This window comes from Geodermatophilus sp. FMUSA9-8, assembly GCF_037034165.1.
Taxonomy (GTDB): Bacteria; Actinomycetota; Actinomycetes; order Mycobacteriales; family Geodermatophilaceae; genus Geodermatophilus; species Geodermatophilus nigrescens.
In genome coordinates, this window is the sequence record NZ_JBAGKE010000011.1 from 1 (window position 1) to 21724 (window position 21724).

Consider the following 21724-nt stretch of genomic DNA (forward strand, 5'->3'; position numbering starts at 1 on the left):
GACCAGCTCGTCGGGGACGGCGAACGGGATGTCGTCGATCTCGCCGAGCCGCTCGAACGGCGCGGCCTCCCCCAGCGCGGCCATCGCCTCGGCGCCCTCGCGCAGCACCGACCGCGGGGTGCAGCACCAGTAGACCTTGGCGACGTCCCAGGCCCCGCCCAGGTCGGGGCGGTAGGCGGGGTCGGCGGCGCGCTCGACGGCGGCCATGGCGACGCGGTGGGCCTGGATGTGGTCGGGGTGGCCGTAGCCGCCCCGCTCGTCGTAGGTCACGACGACCTGCGGCCGGACCTCGCGGACGACGGCGACCGCGTGGGCGACCGCCTCGTCGAGGTCGGCCCGCCAGAAGGCGCGCGGCTTCTCGTTGGCCGGCGTGCCCATCATCCCGGAGTCGCGGTAGCGCCCGGGGCCGCCGAGGAAGCGCCAGTCCGGAACGCCGAGGGCGTCCATCGCGGCGCGGAGCTCGGCGATCCGGTAGCCGCCGAGCTGGTCGGCGTGCTCGGGGGCCAGCAGCTCAAGCGCGGGGACGAGGACCTCGCCCTCCTCGCCGAGCGTGCAGGTGAGCAGCGTGACCTGGGCACCCTCGGCCGCGTAGCGGGCCATCGTGGCGCCGTTGTTGATCGTCTCGTCGTCGGGGTGGGCGTGGACGAGCAGCAGGCGTCGGTCAGCGGTCACGAGAGGTCATTGTCGCCTACCTCCCGAGCCCGCCACCGGGGTGTCGTGACCGGTGGCGGGCCCGGAGGGTCCCCGCCGGGTGCGGCGGCGGGCTCAGCTCAGGCCGGGTACGGCACGGGACCGCGGTGTCGTCCGGCAGGACGACGGATCACTCCGCGTCGACGGGGACGACCATCCGGGCCTCGGCGAAGTGGCAGGCCGACGGGTGGCCCTGGCCGCGGTCGACCAGCGCCGGGGGCTCCTGGGCGCAGATGTCCTGGGCCTTCCAGCAGCGGGTGCGGAAGCGGCAGCCCGAGGGCGGGTCGGCCGGGCTGGGGACGTCGCCCTGCAGCAGGATCCGGTCCTTCTGGCCGCGCAGGTGCGGCTCGTGCAGCGGCACGGAGGACAGCAGCGCCTGCGTGTAGGGGTGCGACGGCGAGCCGTACACCTCGGCGTCGGTGCCCTCCTCGACGATGCTGCCGAGGTACATCACCGCGACGCGGTCGGAGATGTGGCGCACCACCGACAGGTCGTGGGCGATGAACAGGTAGGACAGGCCGAACTCGTCCTGCAGGTCCTCGAGCAGGTTGACCACCTGCGCCTGCACCGACACGTCGAGCGCCGACACCGGCTCGTCGCAGACGATGACCTCCGGCTGCAGCGCGAGCGCCCGGGCGATGCCGATGCGCTGCCGCTGGCCGCCGGAGAACTGGTGCGGGTAGCGGTTGACGTAGTCGGGGTTGAGGCCGACGCGGTCGAGCAGCTCCTGCGTGCGCTTGAGCCGGCCCTTCTTCGGGGCGACGTCGTCGTGCACGGCCCAGCCCTCGGCGACGATGTCACCGACGGTCATCCGCGGGTTCAGCGACGCGTACGGGTCCTGGAAGATGATCTGGACCTCGCGCCGGTACTCCTTGAGCGCGCGGCCGCCCATGCGGGCGACGTCCTTGCCCTTGTAGAGGATCGACCCGCCGGTCGGGCGCTCCAGGGCGACGATCAGCTTCGACACCGTCGACTTGCCGCACCCGGACTCCCCGACCAGGCCCACGGTCTCGCCGCGGCGCAGGGTCAGGTCGACGCCGTCGACGGCGCGGACGTGCCCGATCGTGCGCTTGAAGACGATGCCCTGCGTCAGCGGGAAGTGCTTCTGCAACCCGCGGATCTCGAGCAGGGGCTCCCCGAGGGACCCGCGCAGCCCGCTCGGCGCCGGCTTGGCCAGCGTCGGCGCGCCGGGCGCGGCCCCGGTGGTCGGGGACGACGTCGACAGGGACGACTTCGACAGGGACGACGCCGCGGTGGCACCGTGCTCACTCGGCTGGGACACCGAGCACCTCCTCGCTGTAGTGGCACGCGGCCTCGCGACCCGGGACGACCAGCCGCAGCGGCGGGACGTCGGTCGCGCACTCGCGGCCGGGCGCGGCGTCCGCGCCGAGACGGCGGCGGGCGCAGCGCGGGTGGAACGGGCAGCCGCTGGGGATGCGCGCCAGGTTCGGCGGCTGGCCGGCGATCGGCCGCAGCCGCCCGCCCTTGGCCTCCACCTGCGGCACGGAGCCCATGAGCCCCTCGGTGTAGGGGTGGGACGGCTTGCTGAAGACGTCGTCGACGGTGCCCCGCTCGACGATCTCGCCGGCGTACATGACCGCCACGTTGTCGGCGACCTCGTTGACGACGCCGAGGTCGTGGGTGATGAGGATCAGCCCCATCCCCGTCTCCCCCTGCAGGTCCTTGAGCAGGTCCATGACCTGGGCCTGGACGGTGACGTCGAGGGCGGTCGTGGGCTCGTCGGCGATGAGGATCCGCGGGTCGAGGGCGATCGCCATGGCGATCATGACGCGCTGGCGCATGCCGCCGGAGAACTGGTGCGGGTAGTCGTCGACCCGGCGGGCCGCGGCGGGGATGCGCACGCGGTCCATGAGCTCGACGGCCCGCTTGCGCGCCTCCTTCTTCGACAGCCCGCGGTGCGCGCGGAACATCTCGCCGATCTGGAAGCCGACGCTGTACACGGGGTTCAGCGAGGACAGCGCGTCCTGGAAGATCATCGAGATGCCCGGGCCGCGGATCTTGCGCTGGTCCTCGGCGGACATCTCCAGCATGTTCTTGCCCTGGAACCAGATGCCGCCGCCGTTGATCACCGCGGGCGGGGTCTCGAGGATCCCCATGATCGCCTGCGCCGAGACCGACTTGCCGGAGCCGGACTCGCCGAGGATCGCCAGGGTCTCCCCCGCCGCCAGGCTGTAGCTCACGCCGTTGACGGCGTTGACCACGCCGCCGCGGGTGCGGAACTCCACGTGCAGGTCGTCGACCTCGAGCAGCGGGGTGCCGGACGGGGCGAGCTCGCTGGTGGGCTTGGACAGGTCGAGGTTGGTCATGCGCGCTGCCTCGGGTCGAGGGCGTCGCGCAGGGCGTCACCCATCATCACGAACGCCATCACCGTCAGGGTCAGGATCAGGCTGGGGAAGAGCACCAGGTGCGGCGCGGTGCGGATGGAGTCCTGCCCTGCCTCGATCTGCAGGCCCCACGAGATCGCGGGGCGCTGCAGGCCGACGCCGAGGTAGGTCAGCGTCGCCTCCGCGGCGATGATCACGCCGATGGTGATGGTCGCGTAGACCAGCACCGGGGCGACGGCGTTGGGCAGGATGTGGCGCACCAGGATGCGGCGGCCCGAGGCGCCCATCGCGCGGGCGGCGGCGACGTAGTCGGAGCTCTTGACCGCGATGACCTGCGAGCGGACCAGGCGCATCGCCGTCATCCAGCCGAACAGTGCCAGCGCGATGGCCACCGCGCCCGGGCCGCGGGAGTTGATGATCGGGATGCCGGTCGAGGGGCCGACGCGGAGCAGCACCAGCGCGCCGAGGATGAGCGGCAGCGCGTAGAAGATGTCGGCGATCCGGGCCAGGATGCCGTCGGTGAACCCGCCGTAGTAGCCGGCGATCGCCCCGACGAGGACGCCGAGCAGCAGGATGACCAGCACGGCGATGACGCCGATGATCAGCGAGTTGCGGGCGCCGTAGACGACGTTGGCCAGGTAGTCGCAGCCCTGGGTGTCGAAGCCGAACCAGTGCTGCGCCGAGGGGCGGCCGCGCGAGTTCGACAGGTCGCACGAGCGCGGGTCGGCGCCGCGGGCGAACACCTGCGGGACCAGCGCCATCAGCAGGAAGAACACGCCGAGGACGGCGCCGATCCAGAACAGCGGGTTGCGGCGGAGCTCGCCCCAGGCGTCGCTCCAGAGGCTGTTCTGCCGCTCCTTGGTGACGTCGACCGACGGGCTGGCGAGGCCGGTGGTGGTGCCGGCCTCGACCTCGTCCTTGCGCAGGTCGAGCTGCTGCTGGTCAGTCATAGCGGATCCTCGGGTCGAGGACGGCGTAGAGCACGTCCACGACCAGGTTGAAGAAGATGAAGAAGAACACCATCAGGGTGACGATGCCGACGACGACCGCGCCCTCCTGGGAGCGGATCGCGTTGAACACCTCCCGGCCGATCCCGGGGAGGTTGAACACCGTCTCGGTGACGATGGCCCCGCCGAGCAGGGCGCCGATGTCGGCCCCGATGAACGTCACGACCGGGATCAGGCTGTTGCGCAGGGTGTGCCGGACGATCACGGTGCGGGTGGGCAGGCCCTTGGCCCGGGCCGTGCGCACGTAGTCGGCGCGCAGGTTCTCCGCCAGGCTCGTGCGGGTCAGGCGGGCGACGTAGGCCAGCGATCCCGAGGCGAGGACGAGGCCGGGCAGCAGGTAGCTGTAGAGGCCGTCGTTGGTCCCCGCGATCGGGAACCAGCCGAGCTTGAGGCCGAACAGCAGCTGGGCGAAGAAGGCCAGCACCAGGATCGGGATCGAGACGATCAGCGTCGTCGAGACCAGCACGACGTTGTCGAAGAAGCTGTTGCGCCGGATGCCGGCGAGCACGCCGGCGACCAGGCCGATGAGGATCTCGAAGACGACGGCGGTGATCGCCAGCTTGACCGTGACCGGCAGGGCCCGCTCGATCGTCTCGATCACCGGGCGGCCGCGGAAGTCGGTGCCCAGGTCCCCCTGGAACAGGTTCTTCATGTACTCCCAGTACTGGATGTACAGGGGGTCGTTCAGGTTGAACCGCTCGCGCAGCTCGGCGATGACGGCGGGAGAGAGCGGCCGGTCGCCGCCCAGTGCGCGGATCGGGTCGCCCGGCAGGGCGTACACCATCGCGAAGATCAGGAAAGACGCGCCCAGCAGGACCGGGATGGTGAGCAGCAGGCGGCGCGCTACGTAGCGGCCCATGGTCCCCCTCGGGGTGTGTGCGGCGCCGTTGTACGACGCCGCCGGTGTCCATCGTGCCGCAGGCCCCCGCACACGCGCCGCCGGGGGCGACCGTCCTGGTCGGACGGGCGCCCCCGGCGGGTGGTGCGGGTCCTGCGGGGTCGGGTCAGCTGTTGACCGTGACCTCGGAGGTGACGATCCGCTGGAACAGGTCCAGGCGGACGTCGGAGACGTTCTCGGAGGTCACCGACTGGATCTCGGTGAAGAACATCGGGGCCATCGGCATGGCCTCGTTGATGATGTCCTCGGCCGCCTGGTAGCTCTCGAGGCCGGCCTCGGGGGTCTCCGCCTGGTCACCCTCGACGACCAGCTGGTCGACCTGCGGGTCGGTGTAGAACGAGTAGTTCGAACCGGCCGGCGCGAGCGACGACGTCGTGAACAGCGGGGTGATGTAGCTGTCCGCCGCCGGGTAGTCGAAGCTCCAGCCGTACCGGAACGGGCCCGCGACACCGCGCGACTCGAGCAGCGGCAGGTACTCGGCGAAGTCGAGGTTGCCCTGGAGGACGTACTCGACGCCGATGTTCTCGCGCAGCTGGTTGCCCACGGCCTCCATCCACGCGTCGTGGCCGGCGCCGGCGTTGAACCACAGGTCGACGGGCTGGCTGCGGTCGAAGCCGGCCTCGTCGAGGAGGCGGTTGGCCTCGTCGGGGTCGAGGGTGCAGTAGGTGCAGCTGCCCTCGCGGTAGCCGTCGACGACCGGCGGGATGAAGGAGTCCGCGGCCACGCGGGTGCCCTGGAAGATCGCCTCGGAGATGGCGTCCCGGTCGACCGCCATGGAGAACGCCTGGCGGACCCGCGGGTCGGAGAACCGCTGGTCGTAGGTCGGGAAGCTCAGGTAGGTGATCTGCGAGGACTCGGTCGCGATGAACCGGTCGCCGAACTCCGCTTCGGCCGACTCGATGACGTCGGGCGGGATGACGTCGACGATGTCGAGGTTGCCGGCCTGCACGTCGGTGTAGGCGGTGTTGACGTCGGCGTAGACGACGTAGTCGACACCGTCGGCCTGCGCGGCGTCGTCGCCGGCGTAGTCCTCGTAGCGGGTCAGGCTGATGCCCTGGCCGGGGACGTAGTCCTCGGAGGCCTGGAACGGGCCGTTGCCGATCGGGCGGGTGCCGAAGCCCTCGGGGTCGTCGAAGAAGGCCGTCGGCAGCGGGTAGAAGGAGTTGTAGCCCACGACCGCCGGGAAGTTGGAGAACGGCGAGGAGAGCGTGACCGTGAAGGTCAGGTCGTCGACGACGGCCAGGCCGCTCATCTCGGTCGCGGCCGGCTCACCGGTCGCGTTGCCCTCGGCGTCGACCGGGGCCTGCAGGTCGGCGTAGCCGGCGATCCGCGACAGGTAGGAGGCGGCGCCCTGGGCGTTGGGGCTGTAGGCGGTGTAGTTCCACGCGTCGACGAAGGAGTCGGCGTTCACCGGGCTGCCGTCGTGGAAGGTCCAGCCGTCCTTGAGCGTGACGGTCCAGGTGGTGTTGTCCTCGGACTCGATGGACTCCGCCACGCCGCTGTACTCGACCGAGCCGTCCTCGGCGTACTTGACCAGGCCGGTCCACAGCGAGTTGACGACCTGGTCGCCCTCGGACTCCGTGGTGTTGCCCGGCACGAGCGGGTTCTCCGGCTCGCCGATGTAGACGCTGAAGGTGCCGCCACCCTCGCCGCCACCGCTGCCACTGCCCGAGCCGCTGTCGTCGCTGCCGCCACAGGCGGACAGCAGCAGCGCACCGGACAGACCGGCCGCGACGAGCGCCGAACGGCGCTTGCTCAACTTCACGTGCGATGCCTCCCTCGTCCCGCGCATGCGGGGGGAACGGACTGGTCCATGCGCGCCCGGGCACGGAGGGCCGGGCGTGGCGTCCATCTGGTGAACACCCGGGAACGGTCCCGGGACGCCGCGAGCGACCCTAGGCACCCCCGGCGAGGAGCGTCCACGGCCGTCACCAAGTTGTGACTGATGCTCACGACCTGACGGCGCGCGATGCAAACGGCACGGTACGCCGCCCCCGTCACGACACGTGTTGCGGCCCCTCGGCGCTCATCCCGGAGGACTTCCGCCGAACGGGCGTCGGGGGTGTCAGCCCTGTACCAGCGGGTAACCGGAGGTCACCCGAGGAGAGGAGCTCACCGTGAGCGGGATCGACAAGCTGAAGAACAAGGCCCAGGAGCTGTCGGGCGAGGGCAAGGAGCGCGTCGGCGAGGCCACCGGGGACCGCGACCTGCAGGCCGAGGGTGCCAACGACAAGGCCGCCGGCAACCTCAAGCAGGCCGGCGAGAAGGTCAAGGACGTCTTCAAGTGAGCCGCTGACCCGGCCCTCACCCCGGGCGCCGTCCCCCTCGGGACGGCGCCCGTCGTGCGTCTACAGCCGGGCGAGCAGCGCCCGGACCGCGGGCAGCAGCGGGCGGTCGGCCGCGATCCAGTCCAGCGCCTCGAGGTCGGCGGCCCGCACCCACCGCAGCTCGCGGTGCTCGTGCGCGACCGGCTCGCCCCCGGCCAGGCGCGCCCACCACACCCGCAGGGTGGAGGCGCCCGGCGCGCCGCCCGCGACCGCGCCGTCGAGCGGTACCTCCCCCACGAACGCCTGCGGGACGACGGCGACCCCGAGCTCCTCCGCGCACTCCCGGACGAGCGCGGCCTCGTGCCCCTCCCCCGGCTCGACCTTGCCGCCGGGGAACTCCCACAGGCCTGCCAGCGCCCCCGAGCCGCGCTGGGCGACGAGCACCTCGCTCCCGCCGGCCCCGTCGCCGCGGACGATCGCCGCGCCCACCACCTGGACGACGTCGAGCGCCCGCACCGCCGCCAGCGCCGCGTAGCCGTCGAGGTGCCGGCGCATCGCGCGCAGCACCCGCCGGCGCAGGACCGCCCGGTCCACCAGCCCCCCGAGCGGCCCCGGCAGGCCCGTCTCCCAGGAGACCTCCTCCTCGACGACGGTGCCCGCGCCGGTGGCCGTGAAGGTGCGCGCGTGGGTGACCCGGCGCCGGCCGGAGTCCGGTCCTCCTGCGTACCGGTCGGACACCGGGCGGACCGACTCGACCTCCTCCAGCGGGAAGGGCCAGGGGCGCCCGAGGGCCCGGGCGACGTCGAAGGCGACGGTCAGCGGCGCGGCCACGACCGTGGTGAAGCGCAGCCGGTACACCCCGTCACCCTCGCAGACGGGGCAGGATGGGCCGTCCAGGCACCGTCGGAGAGGAACGCCGTGCGCATCACCGCCCGGGTCGACTACGCGGTCCGCGCGGCCCTCGAGCTGGCCGCCGTGGCCCCGGACGCGCTCACGTGCGACCGGATCGCGAGGTCACAGGGCATCCCCTCGCGGTTCCTGCAGGGCATCCTCGGCGACCTGCAGCACGCCCGGCTGGTCACCAGCCAGCGGGGCCGCGAGGGCGGCTACCGGCTGGCCCTGCCGCCCACGGAGATCTCGATCGCCCGCGTCATGCGGGTCGAGCAGGGCTTCCTCGCCGAGGTGCACGGCCAGCGCCCCGAGGACGTCAGCTACCCCGGCGTCGCCGAGGAGCTCGCCAGCGTCTGGGTGGCCGCCCGCGCGGCGTACCGGCGGGTGCTCGAGGAGGTCACCCTCGCCGACGTCGTCGCCGGGAAGCTGCCCGGGCACGTGGCGGAGCTCGCCGCCGTCGAGAGCGCCTGGCGGTCCTTCGGCGACGACCCCGCCTGAGCGGCGCGGCGCCGCTCGGCGAGACTCGCCCCGTGAGCAGCACGCAGCACGGTGGCGTCACCGTCTTCCTCACCGGCCTCTCGGGGGCGGGCAAGTCCACGATCGCCGACGCCCTCGTCGCCGGGCTGGAGGCCGACGGGCGGGCGGTCACCGTCCTGGACGGCGACGTCGTCCGCACGCACCTGTCGAGCGAGCTGTCCTTCTCGCGGGAGCACCGCGACCTCAACATCCGCCGGATCGGCTTCGTCGCCGGCGAGGTGGTGCGGCACGGCGGCACCGTCGTCGTCGCGGCGATCGCGCCCTACGAGCAGGCGCGCGAGGAGGCCCGGGCCCTCGTCGAGCGGCACGGCCGCTTCGTCCTGGTGCACCTGGCCACGCCGCTGGAGGTGTGCGAGGCCCGCGACGTCAAGGGCCTGTACGCCCGCGCGCGGGCCGGGGAGATCGCCGGGTTCACCGGCATCGACGACCCCTACGAGCCGCCGGCGCGCGCCGAGCTCGTCATCGACACGTCGGTCACGCCGCTCGAGGAGTCGGTGGCCCGGATCCGCGCCGCCATGGACGCACCGGCCTGAGCCCGGCCGCCCCCGGTCGCCGGTGTGCGACCATGGAGTGCGTGACGGATCGCGGCAGCCTGCTCGTCGCGCGCCTGCACATCGACCTCGCCCTGGTCAGCAGCGCCGCCTGTCGCGCTGCGCGCTGACCACCAGTCCTCCCCCGCGGCCGTCGCCGCGACCCGACCTGGCAGCGCCCTCCGTGCGGGTGCGAACCGGCGCGGACGGCGCAGAGAGAAGTGCACCGTGTCCGCTCCTCCGCGTCCGAGCAACCGGCCCCCGCGTCGCGACACCCCGCAGCGCGGCCAGGGCCAGTGGGCGCTCGGCTACCGGGAGCCGCTGAACCCCAACGAGCGGATGAAGAAGGACTCCGACGGGCTCGAGGTCCGTCAGCGGATCCTCGACATCTACTCGAAGACCGGCTTCGACGGCATCGACCCCGGTGACCTGCGCGGCCGCATGCGCTGGATGGGCCTCTACACCCAGCGCGCCCAGGGCATCCCCGGCGGCAAGACCGCCGTGCTGGAGCCCGAGGAGCTCGAGGACTCCTACTTCATGATGCGGGCCCGCATCGACGGCGGGCAGCTCACCAGCGACGCGCTGCGCGTCCTGGGCGGCATCAGCACGGAGTTCGGCCGCGACGTCGCCGACGTCACCGACCGGCAGAACGTGCAGTACCACTGGATCCGCATCGAGGACGTGCCCGAGATCTGGCGGCGCCTGGAGTCGGTCGGGCTGTCCACCATGGAGGCCTGCGGCGACGTCCCGCGCGTCATGCTCGGCTGCCCGCTGGCCGGCATCCTCGAGGACGAGGTCCTCGACGCCACCGACGTCATCGCGGCGACCGTCGAGAAGTACGTGGGCTCCCCCGAGTTCAGCAACCTGCCGCGCAAGTGGAAGACGTCGATGTCCGGCTGCGTCGACCACTGCACCGAGCCCGAGATCGACGACGTCGCCTTCGTCGGCGTGCGCAACGAGGCCGGCGAGGCCGGCTACGACCTGTGGGTCGGCGGCGGCCTGTCGACCAACCCGATGTTCGCCCAGCGGGTCGGCGTCTTCGTGCGCCCCGACCAGGTCACCGACGTGTGGGCCGCCTGCACCGCGGTCTTCCGCGACTACGGCTACCGGCGGCAGCGCAACCGCGCCCGCATCAAGTTCCTCATGGCCGACTGGGGGCCGGAGCGCTTCCGGCAGGTGCTGCAGGACGAGTACCTGCACGAGGCGCTGCCCGACGGCCCCGCGCCGGCCCCGGCGGAGCACGACCAGCGCGACCACGTCGGCGTCAGCCGGCAGAAGGACGGCCTCAACGCCGTCGGCTTCGCGCTGCGCACCGGCCGCATCAGCGGCTCGCTGCTGACCACCATCGCGGGCCTGGCCGACGAGTACGGCCAGGGGCGCATCCGGACGACGACCCAGCAGAAGATGGTCATCCTCGACGTGCCCGACGAGCGGGTCGAGGACCTGGTCGCCGCGCTCGCCGAGCACGACCTGCAGGTGCGGCCGAGCGCCTTCCGCCGCGGCACCATGGCCTGCACGGGCCTGGAGTTCTGCAAGCTCGCGATCGTGGAGACCAAGCAGCACGCGCAGGACCTCTACGCGGAGCTCGAGAAGCGGCTGCCGGACTTCGACACCCCGATCGGGATCAACGTCAACGGCTGCCCGAACAGCTGCGCCCGCTTCCAGACCGCCGACATCGGGTTCAAGGGCTCGATGGTCCGCGACGCGAACGGCGAGATGGTCGAGGGCTTCCAGGTGCACCTGGGTGGCCACCTCGGCGTCGAGGCGACCTTCGGCCGCAAGTTCCGCGGCCACAAGGTGACCAAGGCCGAGACCGCCGACTACTGCGAGCGCGTGCTGCGGGGCTTCCAGGAGCGCCGCACCCCGGGCGAGTCCTTCGCGCACTACGTCTCCCGGGCCGAGGAGGCCTGGCTCCTGTGAGCGAGGGCGAGCCGTCCGCCCCGGGAAGGACCCGGCAACTGCCGGTGTTCCACTGCCCGTACTGCGGCGACGAGGAGCTCACGCCGCACGAGGAGGGTTGGCGCTGCGGCGCCTGCCTGCGGGCCTTCTCGGTCCGCCTGATCGCGACGGGGGTGACGGAGTGACAGCCGTGGAGGAGACCCGGCCGGTCGCGGCGACGCCGCAGCTCGCGGCCGAGGCCGACGCCCGCTTCGAGGGCATCGCCGACCCGGTCGAGCAGGCGCTCGCCGTGCTGCGCTGGGCCGGGGAGACCTTCGGCGAGAGCTTCGCCGTCACCTCCTCGATGGCCGACGGGCTGCTGGCCCACCTCGCCTCCCGCGCGGTGCCCGGCGTGAACGTCGTCTTCCTCGACACCGGCTACCACTTCGCCGAGACGATCGGCACGCGCGACTGGATCAGCAGCGTCCTGCCGATCACCCTGGTCAACGTCACGCCGCCGCTGACGGTCGCCGAACAGGACGCCGAGCACGGCGCGGCGCTGCACGACCGCGACCCCGACCTGTGCTGCGCGCTGCGCAAGGTGCAGCCGCTCGCGCAGGCACTGGCCGGGTACACGGCCTGGGGCTCGGGCGTGCGCCGCGACGAGGCCGCCACCCGCGCCGGCACCCGCGTCGTCGACTGGGACGCCAAGCGCGGCATGGTGAAGGTCAACCCGCTGGCGGCCTGGACGCAGGACGACGTCGACGCCTACATCGCCGAGCACCAGGTGCCGGTGAACCCGCTGCAGGAGATCGGCTACGCCTCGATCGGCTGCGCGCCCTGCACCCGGCCGGTCGCCCCCGGCGAGGACCCGCGTGCCGGGCGCTGGGCCGGGCGCGGCAAGACCGAGTGCGGCCTGCACCTGTAGGAGCATCCCGACGTGCCCCGGCCGCCCCGCCTGTCCCCCGACGACGTCGCGGCCGGGCTGCGTTCCCTCCCGCTGTGGAGCGGGGACACCGGCGGCCTGCACCGGACGGTGCAGCTCGCGTCCTTCCCCGCGGCGGTGGCCGCGATCGTCGCCATCGCCGACGTCGCCGAGGAGATGGACCACCACCCCGACGTCGACCTGCGCTTCCGGACGCTGCACCTGACGCTGGTCAGCCACTCCGAGCAGGGCGTGAGCGCGCTGGACCTGGAGCTCGCGCGCCGCATCGACGCGCTGCTGCCCTGACCCTGGACTGCCCCGGCCCTCGACTGCCCTAGCCCTCGACGGGGAGCACGAGCAGCCGCAGCAGGCGGTCGGCCTCGGCATCGGGGTCCGCGGTCAGGCCGGTGTGCACCGGGCCGGGCTGGACGACGGTGCTGCGCGGCGCGGTGAGCCACCGGAACCGCGAGCCCAGCGCCTCCCGGCCGGCGGCCCCGGCGGCGGGGTCGGCCGAGCAGACGTCGGCCGCGGCCTGCAGCGCCCGGCCGATCGCGCGCGGGTCGGCGGTCGGGTCCAGCGCCCGCAGCCGGTCGACGTCGAGGTGCACGCGGCTGCCGAGGTAGTCGCGCTGCCGGCAGTAGACGAGGACGCCCGCGTTGAGCGCCTCGCCGCGCTCCACCCGCGGCACCACGCGCAGCACCGCGTACTCGAAGGTCTCCCGGCTCACCGCTGGCTCACCCCGGGCGGGGGTGGCGGGCCGAGCCAGGCGGGCCGGTTCTCCCCGCGCGGCGCCCGGCGGCGGCCGCCGCCCGCGGCGGCCGCGGTGACCAGGCCGGGCAGCCAGGCGTCGCGGGCGCCGAGCCGGGCCAGGAGCTGGGCGACGTAGCGCTCGCGGACCTCGCCCGGTGTCTCCTCCGGCGAGGGGCCCTCCAGCCAGCCGTCGGGGACGCGGGCGAGCACCGACTCCAGCAGCGGCCGGGTCACCCGGCCGGCGAGGGCGGCGTCGGCGGCCCGCACGTCGGGCCCGCACTCGACGAGCGCGTGCTGGGAGGCGTCGTAGGGCCGGGCGACGGCGGCCTGCGCACCGGGCCAGTGGTGGTGGAAGGTGAGCGCGGCGCCGTGGTCGATGAGCTGCAACCGGCCGTGCCAGGAGAGCATGTTCGGGTTGCGCCAGGAGCGGTCGACGTTGCCGACGAGGGCGTCGAACCACAGCACCCGCCCGGCCAGCTCGGCGTCGACCCCGTCCACGCCGGCCTCGAAGTCCAGCGCGCCGGGCAGGTAGTCCAGGCCCAGGTTGAGCCCGGCCGAGCGCTGCAGCAGCTCCTGCACCTCGGGGTCGGGCTCGCCCACCGCGAGCTCCGGGGCGACGTCGACGGTGACCAGCGCGGGCACCGGCAGCGCCAGCGCGCGGGCGAGCTCGCCGCACACCACCTCGGCCACCAGCACCCGCACGCCCTGGCCCGCGGCGCGCCACTTCACGACGTAGGTGCCGAGGTCGTCGGCCTCCATGAGCCCCGGCAGCGAGCCACCCTCGCGCAGCGGGGTGACGTAGCGGGTGGCGGTGACGGCGGGCAGCACAGTGCCGGACAACCTACGCCGGTCCACACTGGGGACATGGGCCTGTTCCGGGCCGCGTCGCCCGAGGGCCTGCGCGACGCGCCGTTCACCTACGCCGAGGTCGGCGGCACCCGCGCGGAGCGGATGCCGGCCGGCTACCAGCACGGCGAGTGGCGGGAGGTCGTCGGCTCGGGCCGGGAGACCCTCGAGCGGGTCGCCGCCGCCATCCTCGACTGGACGCCGCAGCGCAGCGTCGGCCTGCGGGTGCGCGCCACCGGCTCGCCGGGCGAGGTGGGCACCGTCGTCGTGCTGACGGCGGGGCTGCCGCGGCTGGGCTACGACATCCCGTGCCGCGTGGTGTGGGCGTCGACGACCGGCGACGAGCGGGGCTTCGCCTACGGCACGCTGCCCGGTCACCCCGAGGCCGGCGAGGAGTGCTTCACCGTGACGCTGACGCCGGCCGGCGAGGTCGTCGTCGCCCTGCGGGTGTTCTCCCGGCTGGCCACGCCGGCGGCGCGGGCGGTGCCGCCGGTCGCCCGGTTCGTGCAGGGGCTGGCGACGCGGCGCTACCTGTCGTCGCTGCGGCGGGCGGCCACCGCCGACGCGACGCGCTCCACCAGGTCGCCGGGCACCGGCCGCCCGTAGCGCAGGTGGACGGCGTCCTTCCCGGAGCGCAGCGGCGCCACCTCGGCCTCGAGCTCGCCGTCCAGGACGGGGACGGGGTACAGGGCGGCGTGCCGCTTCCACGCGGCGTAGTGCAGGCCGTAGCGGGAGCCGAGCATCGCGGCGGGCATGCCGTAGCGGATGGTCTCCGTGGCGCCCGGCATCCCGCGCAGCACGGCGGCGCGCACCTGCTCCAGCACCTCCCGGGCGTCGGGCGGCAGGGCGGCCAGGTACTCCTCGACGGTGGCGGGGCCGGTCACGCCGCGGATCGTGCCGCAACCGATGAGTCCGCGGCACTCCCCCGGTCACCCCTGCATGGGACCGGCCGGGGACGTGGAGCGGGTGGTGGCCGGCGCGGTGGCCGCGGGCGAGGTGCCGGGCGCCGCCTGGTGGGTGTCGCGCGGCGGTGAGGTGGCGCGGGGCGCCGCGGGCACGCACACGCCCGGCGAGGACGACCGCCTGACGCCGGACGCCGTCTTCCGGATCGCCTCGACCACCAAGCCGGTGGTGGCCGTGGCCGCGCTGACGCTGGTCGACGACGGCTCGCTCGACCTCGACGAGCCGGTCGACCGGCTGCTGCCGGAGCTGGCCGGCCGCCGCGTGCTGGCCGACCCCGCGGACGCCGCCGCGGGCACCGTCCCCGCCCGCCGGCCGGTCACCGTCCGCGACGTCCTCACGTCCCGCCTCGGTCTCGGTCTCGACTTCACCGCGCCCTGGCCGACGCCGACGGTCGCCGCGCTGGAGGCCGCGGGGCTGCCCGCCGGCCCGCCGGCGCCGCAGACCCTCCCCCCGCCCGACGAGTGGCTGCGCCGGGTGGCCTCCGTGCCGCTCGCGCACCAGCCGGGCCAGCACTGGCTCTACCACGTGGGCGCGCAGGTGCTCGGCGTCCTGGCCGCCCGCGCCGCCGGCCGGCCGCTGCCCGCCCTGCTGGCCGAGCGCGTCCTGGAGCCGCTCGGCATGACCTCCACCGGCTTCTCCGTCCCGGACGGCGCCCGCGACCGGTTCGGCCCGCACTGGACGCCGCCGGACGACGCCGGCACGCGGCAGGTGTACGACCCCGCCGACGGCCAGTGGAGCCGCCCGCCCGCCTTCCCCGACGGCGGCGCCGGACTGGTCTCCACCGTCGACGACCTCGCCGCCCTCGCGGGCGTGCTGCTCGCCGGCGGCGCACCGGTGCTCCGCCCCGGCACGGTGCGGGCGATGCTCACCGAGCAGGCGGGCCCGGTCGACGACGAGGGCGGCGGCTGGGGGCTGGGCCTCGGCGTGCGGCGCGAGGACGAGCCCGGTGGCCGGCACGCCGGCTCGTTCGGCTGGGACGGCGGCCTCGGCAGCTCGTGGTGGAGCGACCCGGTCACCGGCACGACGGCGGTGCTGCTGACCAACCAGATGTGGGCCTCGCCCGCGCCGCCGGCGGTGTTCGAGGCGTTCCGCGCGGCCGCCTTCGGTCCGCGCTGAGCGGCTCAGACGTCGCGGCGCTCCAGCAGCACCGCGCCGGCCGCCCAGGCGCCCGCCGCCCACGCCCCGGCCACCGCCAGCCCCACCGGCCAGGTGGTCGGCACCGCCAGGAAGGAGTCCTCACCCACCCGCAGCGACGGCAGCGCCTGCGACAGCAGCTCCGCCGTCCGCCCGCCGGCGATGGCGAGCGCGGGCGGGCCCACGAACACCAGCGCGATGCCCAGCCCGAGCGCCCCCGCCGTCGAGCGCAGCACCTCGCCGAGCCCGGCGGCGAGCACCGTGACCAGCACGGCGCCGGCCACCTGCAGCCCCGCCGCGCGCAGCACCTCCGGGTCGCCCGGCGACACGCCCCCGGGCACCGCGACGAGCGTGCGGGCGGCCAGCACGCAGCCGGCCACCAGCAGCACGGTGACCGCCGCCGCCCAGGCCGCGACGACGGCGGTCTTGGCGGCCAGCAGCCGGGTGCGGCGGGGCACCGCGACCAGCGACGACAGCGCCATCCCGCCGAACTCCGACGTCACCGCCAGCACGCCGAGGACGACGAGCACCACTTGCCCGAACGCGAAGCCGGTGAGCACCACGCCGACGGCGGAGTCCGCGGTCGGCGCGCTGCGGGTGGTCGCCGCGGCCAGCCACGCGAACGAGCCGACGACCAGCACGTACACCGCGGTGCACCACCAGGTGGAGCGCAGCGTGCGCAGCTTGGTCCACTCGCTGCGCAGCACCGCCGTCAGCGGGACCCTCACGCCACACCCGCCCGGTACTCGACGTCCGCCCCGGTCAGTGCGAGGTAGGCGGCCTCCAGCGAGGCGACCACCGTGGTCAGCTCGTGCACCGGCACGGCCGCGGCGAAGGCGACGTCGCCGACGGCCGCCGCGCCCAGCCCCTCCACCCGCAGCGCGCCGTCGACCTCCAGCGACACCGCTGCGCCGGCCCGGCGCAGCGCCGCGGCGAGCAGCGGGCCCTGCGGGCTGCGCACCCGCACCGACGCGCCGCGGCCGAGCAGGTCGGCCATCGCGACGTCGGCCAGCAGCCGGCCGCGGCCGAGCACGACGAGGTGGTCGGCGGTGTCCTCCATCTCGCTCATCAGGTGGCTCGACACCAGCACCGTGCGGCCCTCGTCGGCCAGGTCGCGCAGCAGCTCGCGCACCCAGCGGATGCCCTCGGGGTCCAGGCCGTTGACCGGCTCGTCGAGCAGCAGCACGTCGGGGTCGCCGAGCAGCGCGGCGGCGATGCCCAGCCGCTGCCCCATGCCGAGGGAGAACCCGCCGACCCGCTCGTGCGCCACCGCCCCGAGCCCCACGAGGTCGACGACGGCGTCCACCCGGGCGGCGGGCAGCCCGTTGCTCTGCGCCAGCGCGAGCAGGTGCGCGTACGCGGAGCGGCCCGGGTGGCGGGCGCGCGGGTCGACCAGGGCGCCCACCCGGCGCATCGGCACGTCGAGCTCGCGGTAGGGCACGCCCAGCACGGTCGCCGTCCCGGCGGTGGGGCGGGTGAGCCCGAGGACGCAGCGCATCGTCGTCGTCTTGCCCGAGCCGTTGGGGCCGAGGAAGCCGGTCACCCGGCCCGGCCGCACGGTGAAGGAGACGTCGTCGACGGCGACCCGCGTCCGGTAGCGCTTGGTCAGCCCCTCGACCTCGATCACGCCGACAGTGTGGCGACCGCTGCCGGCCGGCCGGCGGAGGCGCCGCCGGTGTCAGTCCCCGGCGTCGGCCGCGGCGCGCTCCCGCTGCAGCAGCTCCTTGCTGCGCACCAGCCGCAGCAGCGTGACCACGAGCAGCCCGCCGGCCATGTTGAGCAACGTGACGTACCAGAACCAGGCGAGCCACTCGCCGTAGCCGAACGGGGCGGTGCCGGTGTGGATCGCGCCGAACACGAGCAGCGTGTCCAGGACGGAGTGGAACAGCTGCAGCCCGGCGAGGACGAAGGCGCCCGCCACCGCGGCGACGATCTTCGCGCCGTCGGCCGAGGTGCCGTTCTGCATCCGGGTCATCAGCGTGATGACGACGCCGCCGAGGAAGGCCAGGCACACCGCGCGCAGGTCCAGCGGTGACTCGACGAAGTGGCGGGCCGACTCGACCAGCGTCGGGCCCAGCTCGGGGAACGCGTGCGCCACCACCCACATGAACGCCCAGCCGCCGACCAGGTTGCCCGCGAGCGTCCCCGACCACAGGCGCGCCAGCTGGCCCCAGCTCGCCCGCCCGGCGACCACCGCGGTGACCGGCAGCAGGAAGCCCTCGGTGAACAGCTCGCTGCGGGCGAGCAGGAGCGCGACGAACCCGACGGAGAAGGCGAGGCCGGCGAGCAGGTGGCTGCCCGTCTCGGCGTAGACCGCCACGAGCGCGAGGACGCCGACCGACACCTCCAGGCCGCCGGCCAGACCCGTGGTGAGCACCTCGCGCCAGGTGCGGTGCAGCCGCTGCGCGCCCTGGCCGACCACCCGGTCGAAGGCCTCGACCAGCTCGTCCTCGGCGGGGGCGTCGGTGTCGCCGAGCTGGACGCGGCGCTGGTCGGTCACCACGCGCACCTACCCTCGGCGTCGTGCCCTCACCCGATCCGATCGTGACGCTGCACCTGTGGGGCGTCCCCGGACGGGCGGTGCCGCGGGCGGCGCTGCGGATGGCGTCGGTGCGCCCGGCGCTGGCCCGCGCGCCCGGCCTGCGCTTCGCCAAGCTGCTGGGCACCGGCGACGGGCGGACCTTCACCGTCCGCGACGCCGACCCGCGCCGGTGGGGCCTGCTCGCCGTGTGGGACGACGAGGCCGCCGCCGACGCGCTCGACGACGGCCCGGTGGCGGCGTCCTGGCGGCGGATCGCCGACGAGGAGTGGGCGGCGCGGCTGCGCCCGCTCGCCGCGCGGGGCCGCTGGTCGGGACGCGAGCCGTTCGGCAGCCCGCGCCCGCGGCGCTGGGACGGGCCGGTGGCGGCGGTGACCCGCGCCCGGCTCGTGCTGCGCCGCGCGGCCGGGTTCTGGTCGGCGGTGCCGCCGGTGTCGGCCGACCTGCACCGGGCGCCCGGCCTGCGGATGGCCGTCGGGATCGGCGAGGCGCCGCTGGGGCTGCAGGGCACGTTCAGCGTCTGGGACTCCTCGGCGGCCCTGAACGCCTTCGCCTACGACCGCCCCGAGCACGCCGCCGTGGTCGAGCGCACCGCCCGGGAGGGCTGGTACGCCGAGGAGCTGTTCGCCCGGCTGGCGGTGCTGTCCTCGCGCGGCACGGTCGACGGGGTGGACCCGGCGGCCGGCTGAGCCACCGGCGGGGTCACGGCCGGGTCACTGGCGGGTCACAGCCGCACGAAGAGGTGGACCTCCTCGCGGTCGTCGCCGGGGGCGAGCCGGATCGCGCCGGGCATCCGCCCGAACTCCTGGTAGCCGAGCCCCGCATAGAACCCCTCGAGGCCGTAGCCGCCGCGCACGGTCAGGTGCAGCATCTCCAGGCCGCAGTCGCGGGCGGCGGCGTGCACGCCGGTCATCAGCGCCCGGCCGAGCCCCTGCCCCTGCCGGGACGGGTGCACCTGCACGCGCAGCACCGTGGCCCAGTGCCGGCGCAGCGGGCTGACCGACAGCGAGAGCACCGCCCAGCCGGCCAGCTCGCCGTCGGCCCGCAGGACGACGACCCGCTCCCGGCCGGCGGCCGCCCGGGCGACCAGCGCGTCGAGGACCGGCGCGACGTCGTCGCGGGTCACCGGCGGCACGAAGCCGACCGCCCCGCCGGCGTTGCTGACGTCGGTCCAGCAGGCGAGCAGCTCCTCGCGCAGCTGCGGGTCGACCGCCTCGACGGCGGTGACCTCGGTCGACGGCGGGGCTGCGCGCATGCCCCAGATCATCGTCCGCGACGCAGGTCACGGACCGCGCGGGGGCCGGTCAGCCGGACGTGCCGCTGGGACCGAAGCGCTCCACCCGGATGTCGGGGGCCGGCACCCCCATGCCCACGAGGAGCTGGCTGGCCGCCTCGGCGAACGACGTCGAGCCGCACACGAAGGCCGTCTGGCCGGGCTCCCACAGGGGCACGAGGTCGGCCGCGGTGAGCCGGCCGGCGGGGCGGATGCCGGAGGCCTCCCGCGTGGTGACCACCAGCGCGCCGGCCTGCCGCAGCTCGTCGGCGTAGGGCAGCTCGGCGAGCGTGCGGGTGGAGACGGCGACGCGCAGCAGGTCGGTGCGGCCGAGCTCCCGCGCGGTGCGCAGCATCGACACGAACGGCACCACGCCCGTGCCGCCGCCGACGAGCAGCGCCGGCTCGTCGCCCTCCCACACGAACCAGCCGCCGATCGGGCCGCGCACCTCGAGGGTGTCGCCGGGCTCGACGACGTCGGCCAGGTAGCCGGACACCTCGCCGTCGTCGAGCCGCTCGACCAGCAGCTCGACGAGCGGGTCACCGGGTGAGGAGGCCAGCGAGTACGAGCGCTGGGCGCGGTAGCCGTCCTCGGCGGTGAGCCGGACGACGTAGTGCTGCCCGGCCAGGTGGTCGACCCGGTCGGGCACCTCCATCCGCAGCCGGACGGTGCGCGGGGTGGGCCGGGCCACCTCGCGCACCGTCGCGGTCCGCCAGCCGCCGGCCGGCGCTCGGAGCCGGCGCCGGCCGGGCCCGGCCGGCGCGGCGGCCGGCTCAGTCACCCTGGTAGCGCTGCTCGCGCCACGGGTCGCCCCGGTCGTGGTAGCCGTTCTGCTCCCAGAAGCCCTGCTGGTCGCGCTGCAGGAGGGTCAGCCGGGTGACCCACTTGGCGCTCTTCCAGAAGTAGAGGTGCGGCACGAGCAGCCGCACCGGCCCTCCGTGCTCGACCGGCAGCGGCTTCCCGTCGAACTCCCAGACGATCCACGCCTTGCCGCCGGTGACGTCCTCGAGCGGCAGGTTGGTGGTGTAGCCGGTCTTCGACGTCGCCATGACGAAGTGCGCGTCGGCGGTCGGCCGGGCGGCCTCGAGCAGGGTGTCGACGCTGACGCCCGCGAAGTGGGTGTCGAACTTCGACCAGGTCGTCACGCAGTGGATGTCGCCGCGGTAGTCCGAGGGCGGCAGCCGGTGCACGTCGTCCCACGTCCAGCTCGTCGGGTTCTCCACCCGGCCGTCGACGGCGATGCTCCAGGTCTCGGGGGCGATGCGCGGGGTCGGCTCCGCGGTGAGCACGGGCCAGTCCTTCCCCACGTCGTACTGGCCGGGGGGCAGCCGCGGGTCGCGCTCCCGCCTGCTGCGGCCGAGGAAGCCCCGGGTCGGTCCTGCCACGCGTCCTCCTCCGTCCGGATGGTCCTGCGGACACGCTGCCATGCCCGGCGGGCGGACACCAACGTCCTGACCTGGGCTGAGGTTCCCCTTACATGAGGTGAGTCACTGCGTGTTCACATGGCCGTAAAGGGGTAACGGAGCCTAACTTTGATGCCGTGGTGACGGTGACGAACTCGGGCCAGCGGCGGACCCCGAAGGTCGCGAAGACCAGCTCGGTCGCGAAGAAGGCCGTGATGGCGGTCAGCGGGATCATCCTGGTCCTGTACCTGATCGCGCACATGGTCGGGAACCTGAAGCTCTTCGCGGGCGCGGAGACCTTCAACGGCTACTCGGAGTGGATCCGCCGGATCGGCGAGCCGGCCGTGCCGGGCCAGACGGTGCTGTGGATCATCCGCGTCGTCCTGCTCGTGGCCGTGGTCGCGCACGCCTGGGCCGCGGTGTCGCTGTGGCGGCAGGCCAAGCGGGCCCGCCCGACCCAGTACGTCGCCCGCAAGGCGGTCGCCCAGAGCTACGCCTCGCGCACCATGCGCTGGGGCGGCGTGATCCTGGCGCTGTTCATCGTCTACCACCTGCTCGACCTCACGTTCGGCGTCGCGAACCCCGCCGGCCACGACGCGACCCCGTACGACCGGGCGATCGCGGGCTTCTCCAACCCGTTCGTCACCGCGGTCTACGTCGTCGCCCTGCTCGCCCTGGGCTTCCACCTGCGCCACGGCGTCTGGAGCGCCACGCAGACGCTCGGCCAGAGCAACAAGACGCGCGAGCGCACCGTCAACGCCTTCGCCACGGTGTTCGCCGTGGTGCTGACCGCGGGCTTCCTGATCCCGCCGCTCAGCGTCCTCGTCGGCATCATCGAGTAGGAGCAC

At 74.4% G+C, this 21724-nt stretch carries 27 protein-coding genes; 11 read left to right on the forward strand and 16 right to left on the reverse strand.

Going from position 1 to position 21724, the window contains the following annotated elements; all coding sequences use genetic code 11:
• The 6 genes from mshB to WA616_RS20180 all read right to left on the reverse strand — a co-directional run.
• On the reverse strand, positions 1-672 hold a 672-nt coding region (mshB, locus tag WA616_RS20155), incomplete at its 3' end, for an N-acetyl-1-D-myo-inositol-2-amino-2-deoxy-alpha-D-glucopyranoside deacetylase (protein WP_336032668.1).
• A 148-nt stretch (positions 673-820) separates the two neighbouring features.
• Positions 821-1972, reverse strand: coding sequence for an ABC transporter ATP-binding protein (locus WA616_RS20160; protein WP_336032669.1), 1152 nt, complete (start codon positions 1970-1972; stop codon positions 821-823).
• Complete coding sequence (locus tag WA616_RS20165) at positions 1956-3017, reverse strand: ABC transporter ATP-binding protein (RefSeq protein WP_336032671.1); 1062 nt, start codon at positions 3015-3017, stop codon at positions 1956-1958. Before WA616_RS20165 ends, WA616_RS20160 begins: the two co-directional genes overlap by 17 nt.
• On the reverse strand, positions 3014-3985 hold the full coding sequence (locus tag WA616_RS20170) for an ABC transporter permease (protein ID WP_073418755.1): 972 nt from the start codon (positions 3983-3985) through the stop codon (positions 3014-3016). Before WA616_RS20170 ends, WA616_RS20165 begins: the two co-directional genes overlap by 4 nt.
• Positions 3978-4901: an ABC transporter permease gene (locus WA616_RS20175; protein ID WP_073418754.1), complete on the reverse strand. Its 924-nt coding sequence runs from the start codon at positions 4899-4901 to the stop codon at positions 3978-3980. Before WA616_RS20175 ends, WA616_RS20170 begins: the two co-directional genes overlap by 8 nt.
• Before the next feature lie 145 nt (positions 4902-5046).
• The gene (locus WA616_RS20180) at positions 5047-6705 is read right to left on the reverse strand and encodes a peptide ABC transporter substrate-binding protein (protein ID WP_336032673.1); all 1659 of its coding nucleotides are present in this window, start codon (positions 6703-6705) and stop codon (positions 5047-5049) included.
• A 352-nt stretch (positions 6706-7057) separates the two neighbouring features.
• Between WA616_RS20180 and WA616_RS20185 the strand changes: the two genes are divergently transcribed.
• Positions 7058-7228, forward strand: coding sequence for a CsbD family protein (locus WA616_RS20185; protein WP_073418752.1), 171 nt, complete (start codon positions 7058-7060; stop codon positions 7226-7228).
• A gap of 60 nt (positions 7229-7288) precedes the next feature.
• On the opposite strand, the gene WA616_RS20190 is transcribed toward WA616_RS20185, so the two are convergent.
• Positions 7289-8065 carry a (deoxy)nucleoside triphosphate pyrophosphohydrolase gene (locus tag WA616_RS20190; protein ID WP_073418751.1) on the reverse strand — a complete coding sequence of 259 codons (777 nt, stop codon included), beginning with the start codon at positions 8063-8065 and terminating at the stop codon, positions 7289-7291.
• 60 nt (positions 8066-8125) lie between these two features.
• Here WA616_RS20190 and WA616_RS20195 point away from each other — a divergent pair, with 60 nt between their 5' ends.
• The 6 genes from WA616_RS20195 to WA616_RS20220 all read left to right on the forward strand — a co-directional run bounded on the left by WA616_RS20195 (position 8126) and on the right by WA616_RS20220 (position 12274).
• Complete coding sequence (locus WA616_RS20195) at positions 8126-8596, forward strand: RrF2 family transcriptional regulator (RefSeq protein WP_073418750.1); 471 nt, start codon at positions 8126-8128, stop codon at positions 8594-8596.
• Between the two features lie 32 nt (positions 8597-8628).
• A complete protein-coding gene (cysC, locus tag WA616_RS20200) occupies positions 8629-9168 on the forward strand; it encodes an adenylyl-sulfate kinase (RefSeq protein ID WP_336032675.1) in 540 nt (179 codons plus the stop codon).
• Positions 9169-9393: 225 nt separating this feature from the next.
• Positions 9394-11085, forward strand: a complete 1692-nt coding sequence (locus WA616_RS20205; RefSeq protein ID WP_336032676.1) for a nitrite/sulfite reductase — start codon at positions 9394-9396, stop codon at positions 11083-11085.
• Entirely contained in the window at positions 11082-11249 is a 168-nt protein-coding gene (locus tag WA616_RS20210; protein ID WP_336032678.1) for a hypothetical protein, read from the forward strand. Before WA616_RS20205 ends, WA616_RS20210 begins: the two co-directional genes overlap by 4 nt.
• Complete coding sequence (locus WA616_RS20215; protein ID WP_336032679.1) at positions 11246-11971, forward strand: phosphoadenylyl-sulfate reductase; 726 nt, start codon at positions 11246-11248, stop codon at positions 11969-11971. The genes WA616_RS20210 and WA616_RS20215 overlap by 4 nt, the downstream gene beginning before the upstream one ends.
• Positions 11972-11983: 12 nt before the next feature.
• Positions 11984-12274, forward strand: coding sequence for a 4a-hydroxytetrahydrobiopterin dehydratase (locus WA616_RS20220; RefSeq protein WP_336032680.1), 291 nt, complete (start codon positions 11984-11986; stop codon positions 12272-12274).
• Positions 12275-12302: 28 nt separating this feature from the next.
• Here the strand turns inward: WA616_RS20220 and WA616_RS20225 are convergent, their stop codons facing one another.
• A complete protein-coding gene (locus WA616_RS20225; RefSeq protein ID WP_073418744.1) occupies positions 12303-12695 on the reverse strand; it encodes a DUF3037 domain-containing protein in 393 nt (130 codons plus the stop codon).
• Positions 12692-13546, reverse strand: a complete 855-nt coding sequence (locus WA616_RS20230) for a HipA family kinase (protein WP_336032682.1) — start codon at positions 13544-13546, stop codon at positions 12692-12694. Before WA616_RS20230 ends, WA616_RS20225 begins: the two co-directional genes overlap by 4 nt.
• Positions 13547-13582: 36 nt before the next feature.
• Between WA616_RS20230 and WA616_RS20235 the strand changes: the two genes are divergently transcribed.
• A complete protein-coding gene (locus tag WA616_RS20235) occupies positions 13583-14170 on the forward strand; it encodes a DUF1990 family protein (RefSeq protein ID WP_336032684.1) in 588 nt (195 codons plus the stop codon).
• Here WA616_RS20235 and WA616_RS20240 read toward each other — a convergent pair.
• On the reverse strand, positions 14092-14448 hold the full coding sequence (locus WA616_RS20240) for an iron chaperone (RefSeq protein ID WP_336032685.1): 357 nt from the start codon (positions 14446-14448) through the stop codon (positions 14092-14094). The genes WA616_RS20235 and WA616_RS20240 overlap by 79 nt on opposite strands.
• A gap of 55 nt (positions 14449-14503) precedes the next feature.
• On the opposite strand from WA616_RS20240, the gene WA616_RS20245 reads away from it, so the two are divergent.
• A complete protein-coding gene (locus WA616_RS20245) occupies positions 14504-15643 on the forward strand; it encodes a serine hydrolase domain-containing protein (RefSeq protein WP_336032687.1) in 1140 nt (379 codons plus the stop codon).
• Between the two features lie 5 nt (positions 15644-15648).
• Here the strand turns inward: WA616_RS20245 and WA616_RS20250 are convergent, their stop codons facing one another.
• The 3 genes from WA616_RS20250 to WA616_RS20260 are packed head-to-tail and all read right to left on the reverse strand — an operon-like array spanning position 15649 to position 18161.
• Positions 15649-16389, reverse strand: coding sequence for an ABC transporter permease (locus WA616_RS20250; RefSeq protein ID WP_336032688.1), 741 nt, complete (start codon positions 16387-16389; stop codon positions 15649-15651).
• On the reverse strand, positions 16386-17288 hold the full coding sequence (locus WA616_RS20255; protein WP_336032689.1) for an ABC transporter ATP-binding protein: 903 nt from the start codon (positions 17286-17288) through the stop codon (positions 16386-16388). Before WA616_RS20255 ends, WA616_RS20250 begins: the two co-directional genes overlap by 4 nt.
• A gap of 51 nt (positions 17289-17339) precedes the next feature.
• Positions 17340-18161, reverse strand: a complete 822-nt coding sequence (locus WA616_RS20260; RefSeq protein ID WP_336032690.1) for a formate/nitrite transporter family protein — start codon at positions 18159-18161, stop codon at positions 17340-17342.
• A gap of 23 nt (positions 18162-18184) precedes the next feature.
• Here WA616_RS20260 and WA616_RS20265 point away from each other — a divergent pair, with 23 nt between their 5' ends.
• Positions 18185-18889, forward strand: coding sequence for a monooxygenase (locus WA616_RS20265; RefSeq protein WP_336032691.1), 705 nt, complete (start codon positions 18185-18187; stop codon positions 18887-18889).
• Between the two features lie 35 nt (positions 18890-18924).
• Here WA616_RS20265 and WA616_RS20270 read toward each other — a convergent pair whose 3' ends face one another.
• From WA616_RS20270 to WA616_RS20280, 3 genes are read right to left on the reverse strand one after another with little or no spacing between them, the layout of a single operon-like run.
• Complete coding sequence (locus tag WA616_RS20270; RefSeq protein ID WP_336032692.1) at positions 18925-19455, reverse strand: GNAT family N-acetyltransferase; 531 nt, start codon at positions 19453-19455, stop codon at positions 18925-18927.
• Between the two features lie 49 nt (positions 19456-19504).
• Positions 19505-20254, reverse strand: a complete 750-nt coding sequence (locus tag WA616_RS20275; RefSeq protein WP_336032693.1) for an FAD-binding oxidoreductase — start codon at positions 20252-20254, stop codon at positions 19505-19507.
• On the reverse strand, positions 20247-20858 hold the full coding sequence (locus WA616_RS20280; RefSeq protein ID WP_336032695.1) for a sulfite oxidase-like oxidoreductase: 612 nt from the start codon (positions 20856-20858) through the stop codon (positions 20247-20249). Before WA616_RS20280 ends, WA616_RS20275 begins: the two co-directional genes overlap by 8 nt.
• 155 nt (positions 20859-21013) lie before the next feature.
• On the opposite strand from WA616_RS20280, the gene WA616_RS20285 reads away from it, so the two are divergent.
• A complete protein-coding gene (locus tag WA616_RS20285; protein WP_245794274.1) occupies positions 21014-21718 on the forward strand; it encodes a succinate dehydrogenase cytochrome b subunit in 705 nt (234 codons plus the stop codon).
• Positions 21719-21724 lie beyond the last annotated feature (6 nt).

Excerpts from the sequence above, each read along its gene's own strand:
- WA616_RS20175 (WP_073418754.1), bottom strand. The coding sequence starts at position 4,901 with ATGGGCCGCTACGTAGCGCGCCGCCTGCTGCTCACCATCCCGGTCCTG.
- WA616_RS20235 (WP_336032684.1), top strand. The coding sequence starts at position 13,583 with ATGGGCCTGTTCCGGGCCGCGTCGCCCGAGGGCCTGCGCGACGCGCCG.
- WA616_RS20165 (WP_336032671.1), bottom strand. The coding sequence starts at position 3,017 with ATGACCAACCTCGACCTGTCCAAGCCCACCAGCGAGCTCGCCCCGTCC.
- WA616_RS20170 (WP_073418755.1), bottom strand. The coding sequence starts at position 3,985 with ATGACTGACCAGCAGCAGCTCGACCTGCGCAAGGACGAGGTCGAGGCC.
- WA616_RS20245 (WP_336032687.1), top strand. The coding sequence starts at position 14,504 with ATGGGACCGGCCGGGGACGTGGAGCGGGTGGTGGCCGGCGCGGTGGCC.
- WA616_RS20270 (WP_336032692.1), bottom strand. The coding sequence starts at position 19,455 with ATGCGCGCAGCCCCGCCGTCGACCGAGGTCACCGCCGTCGAGGCGGTC.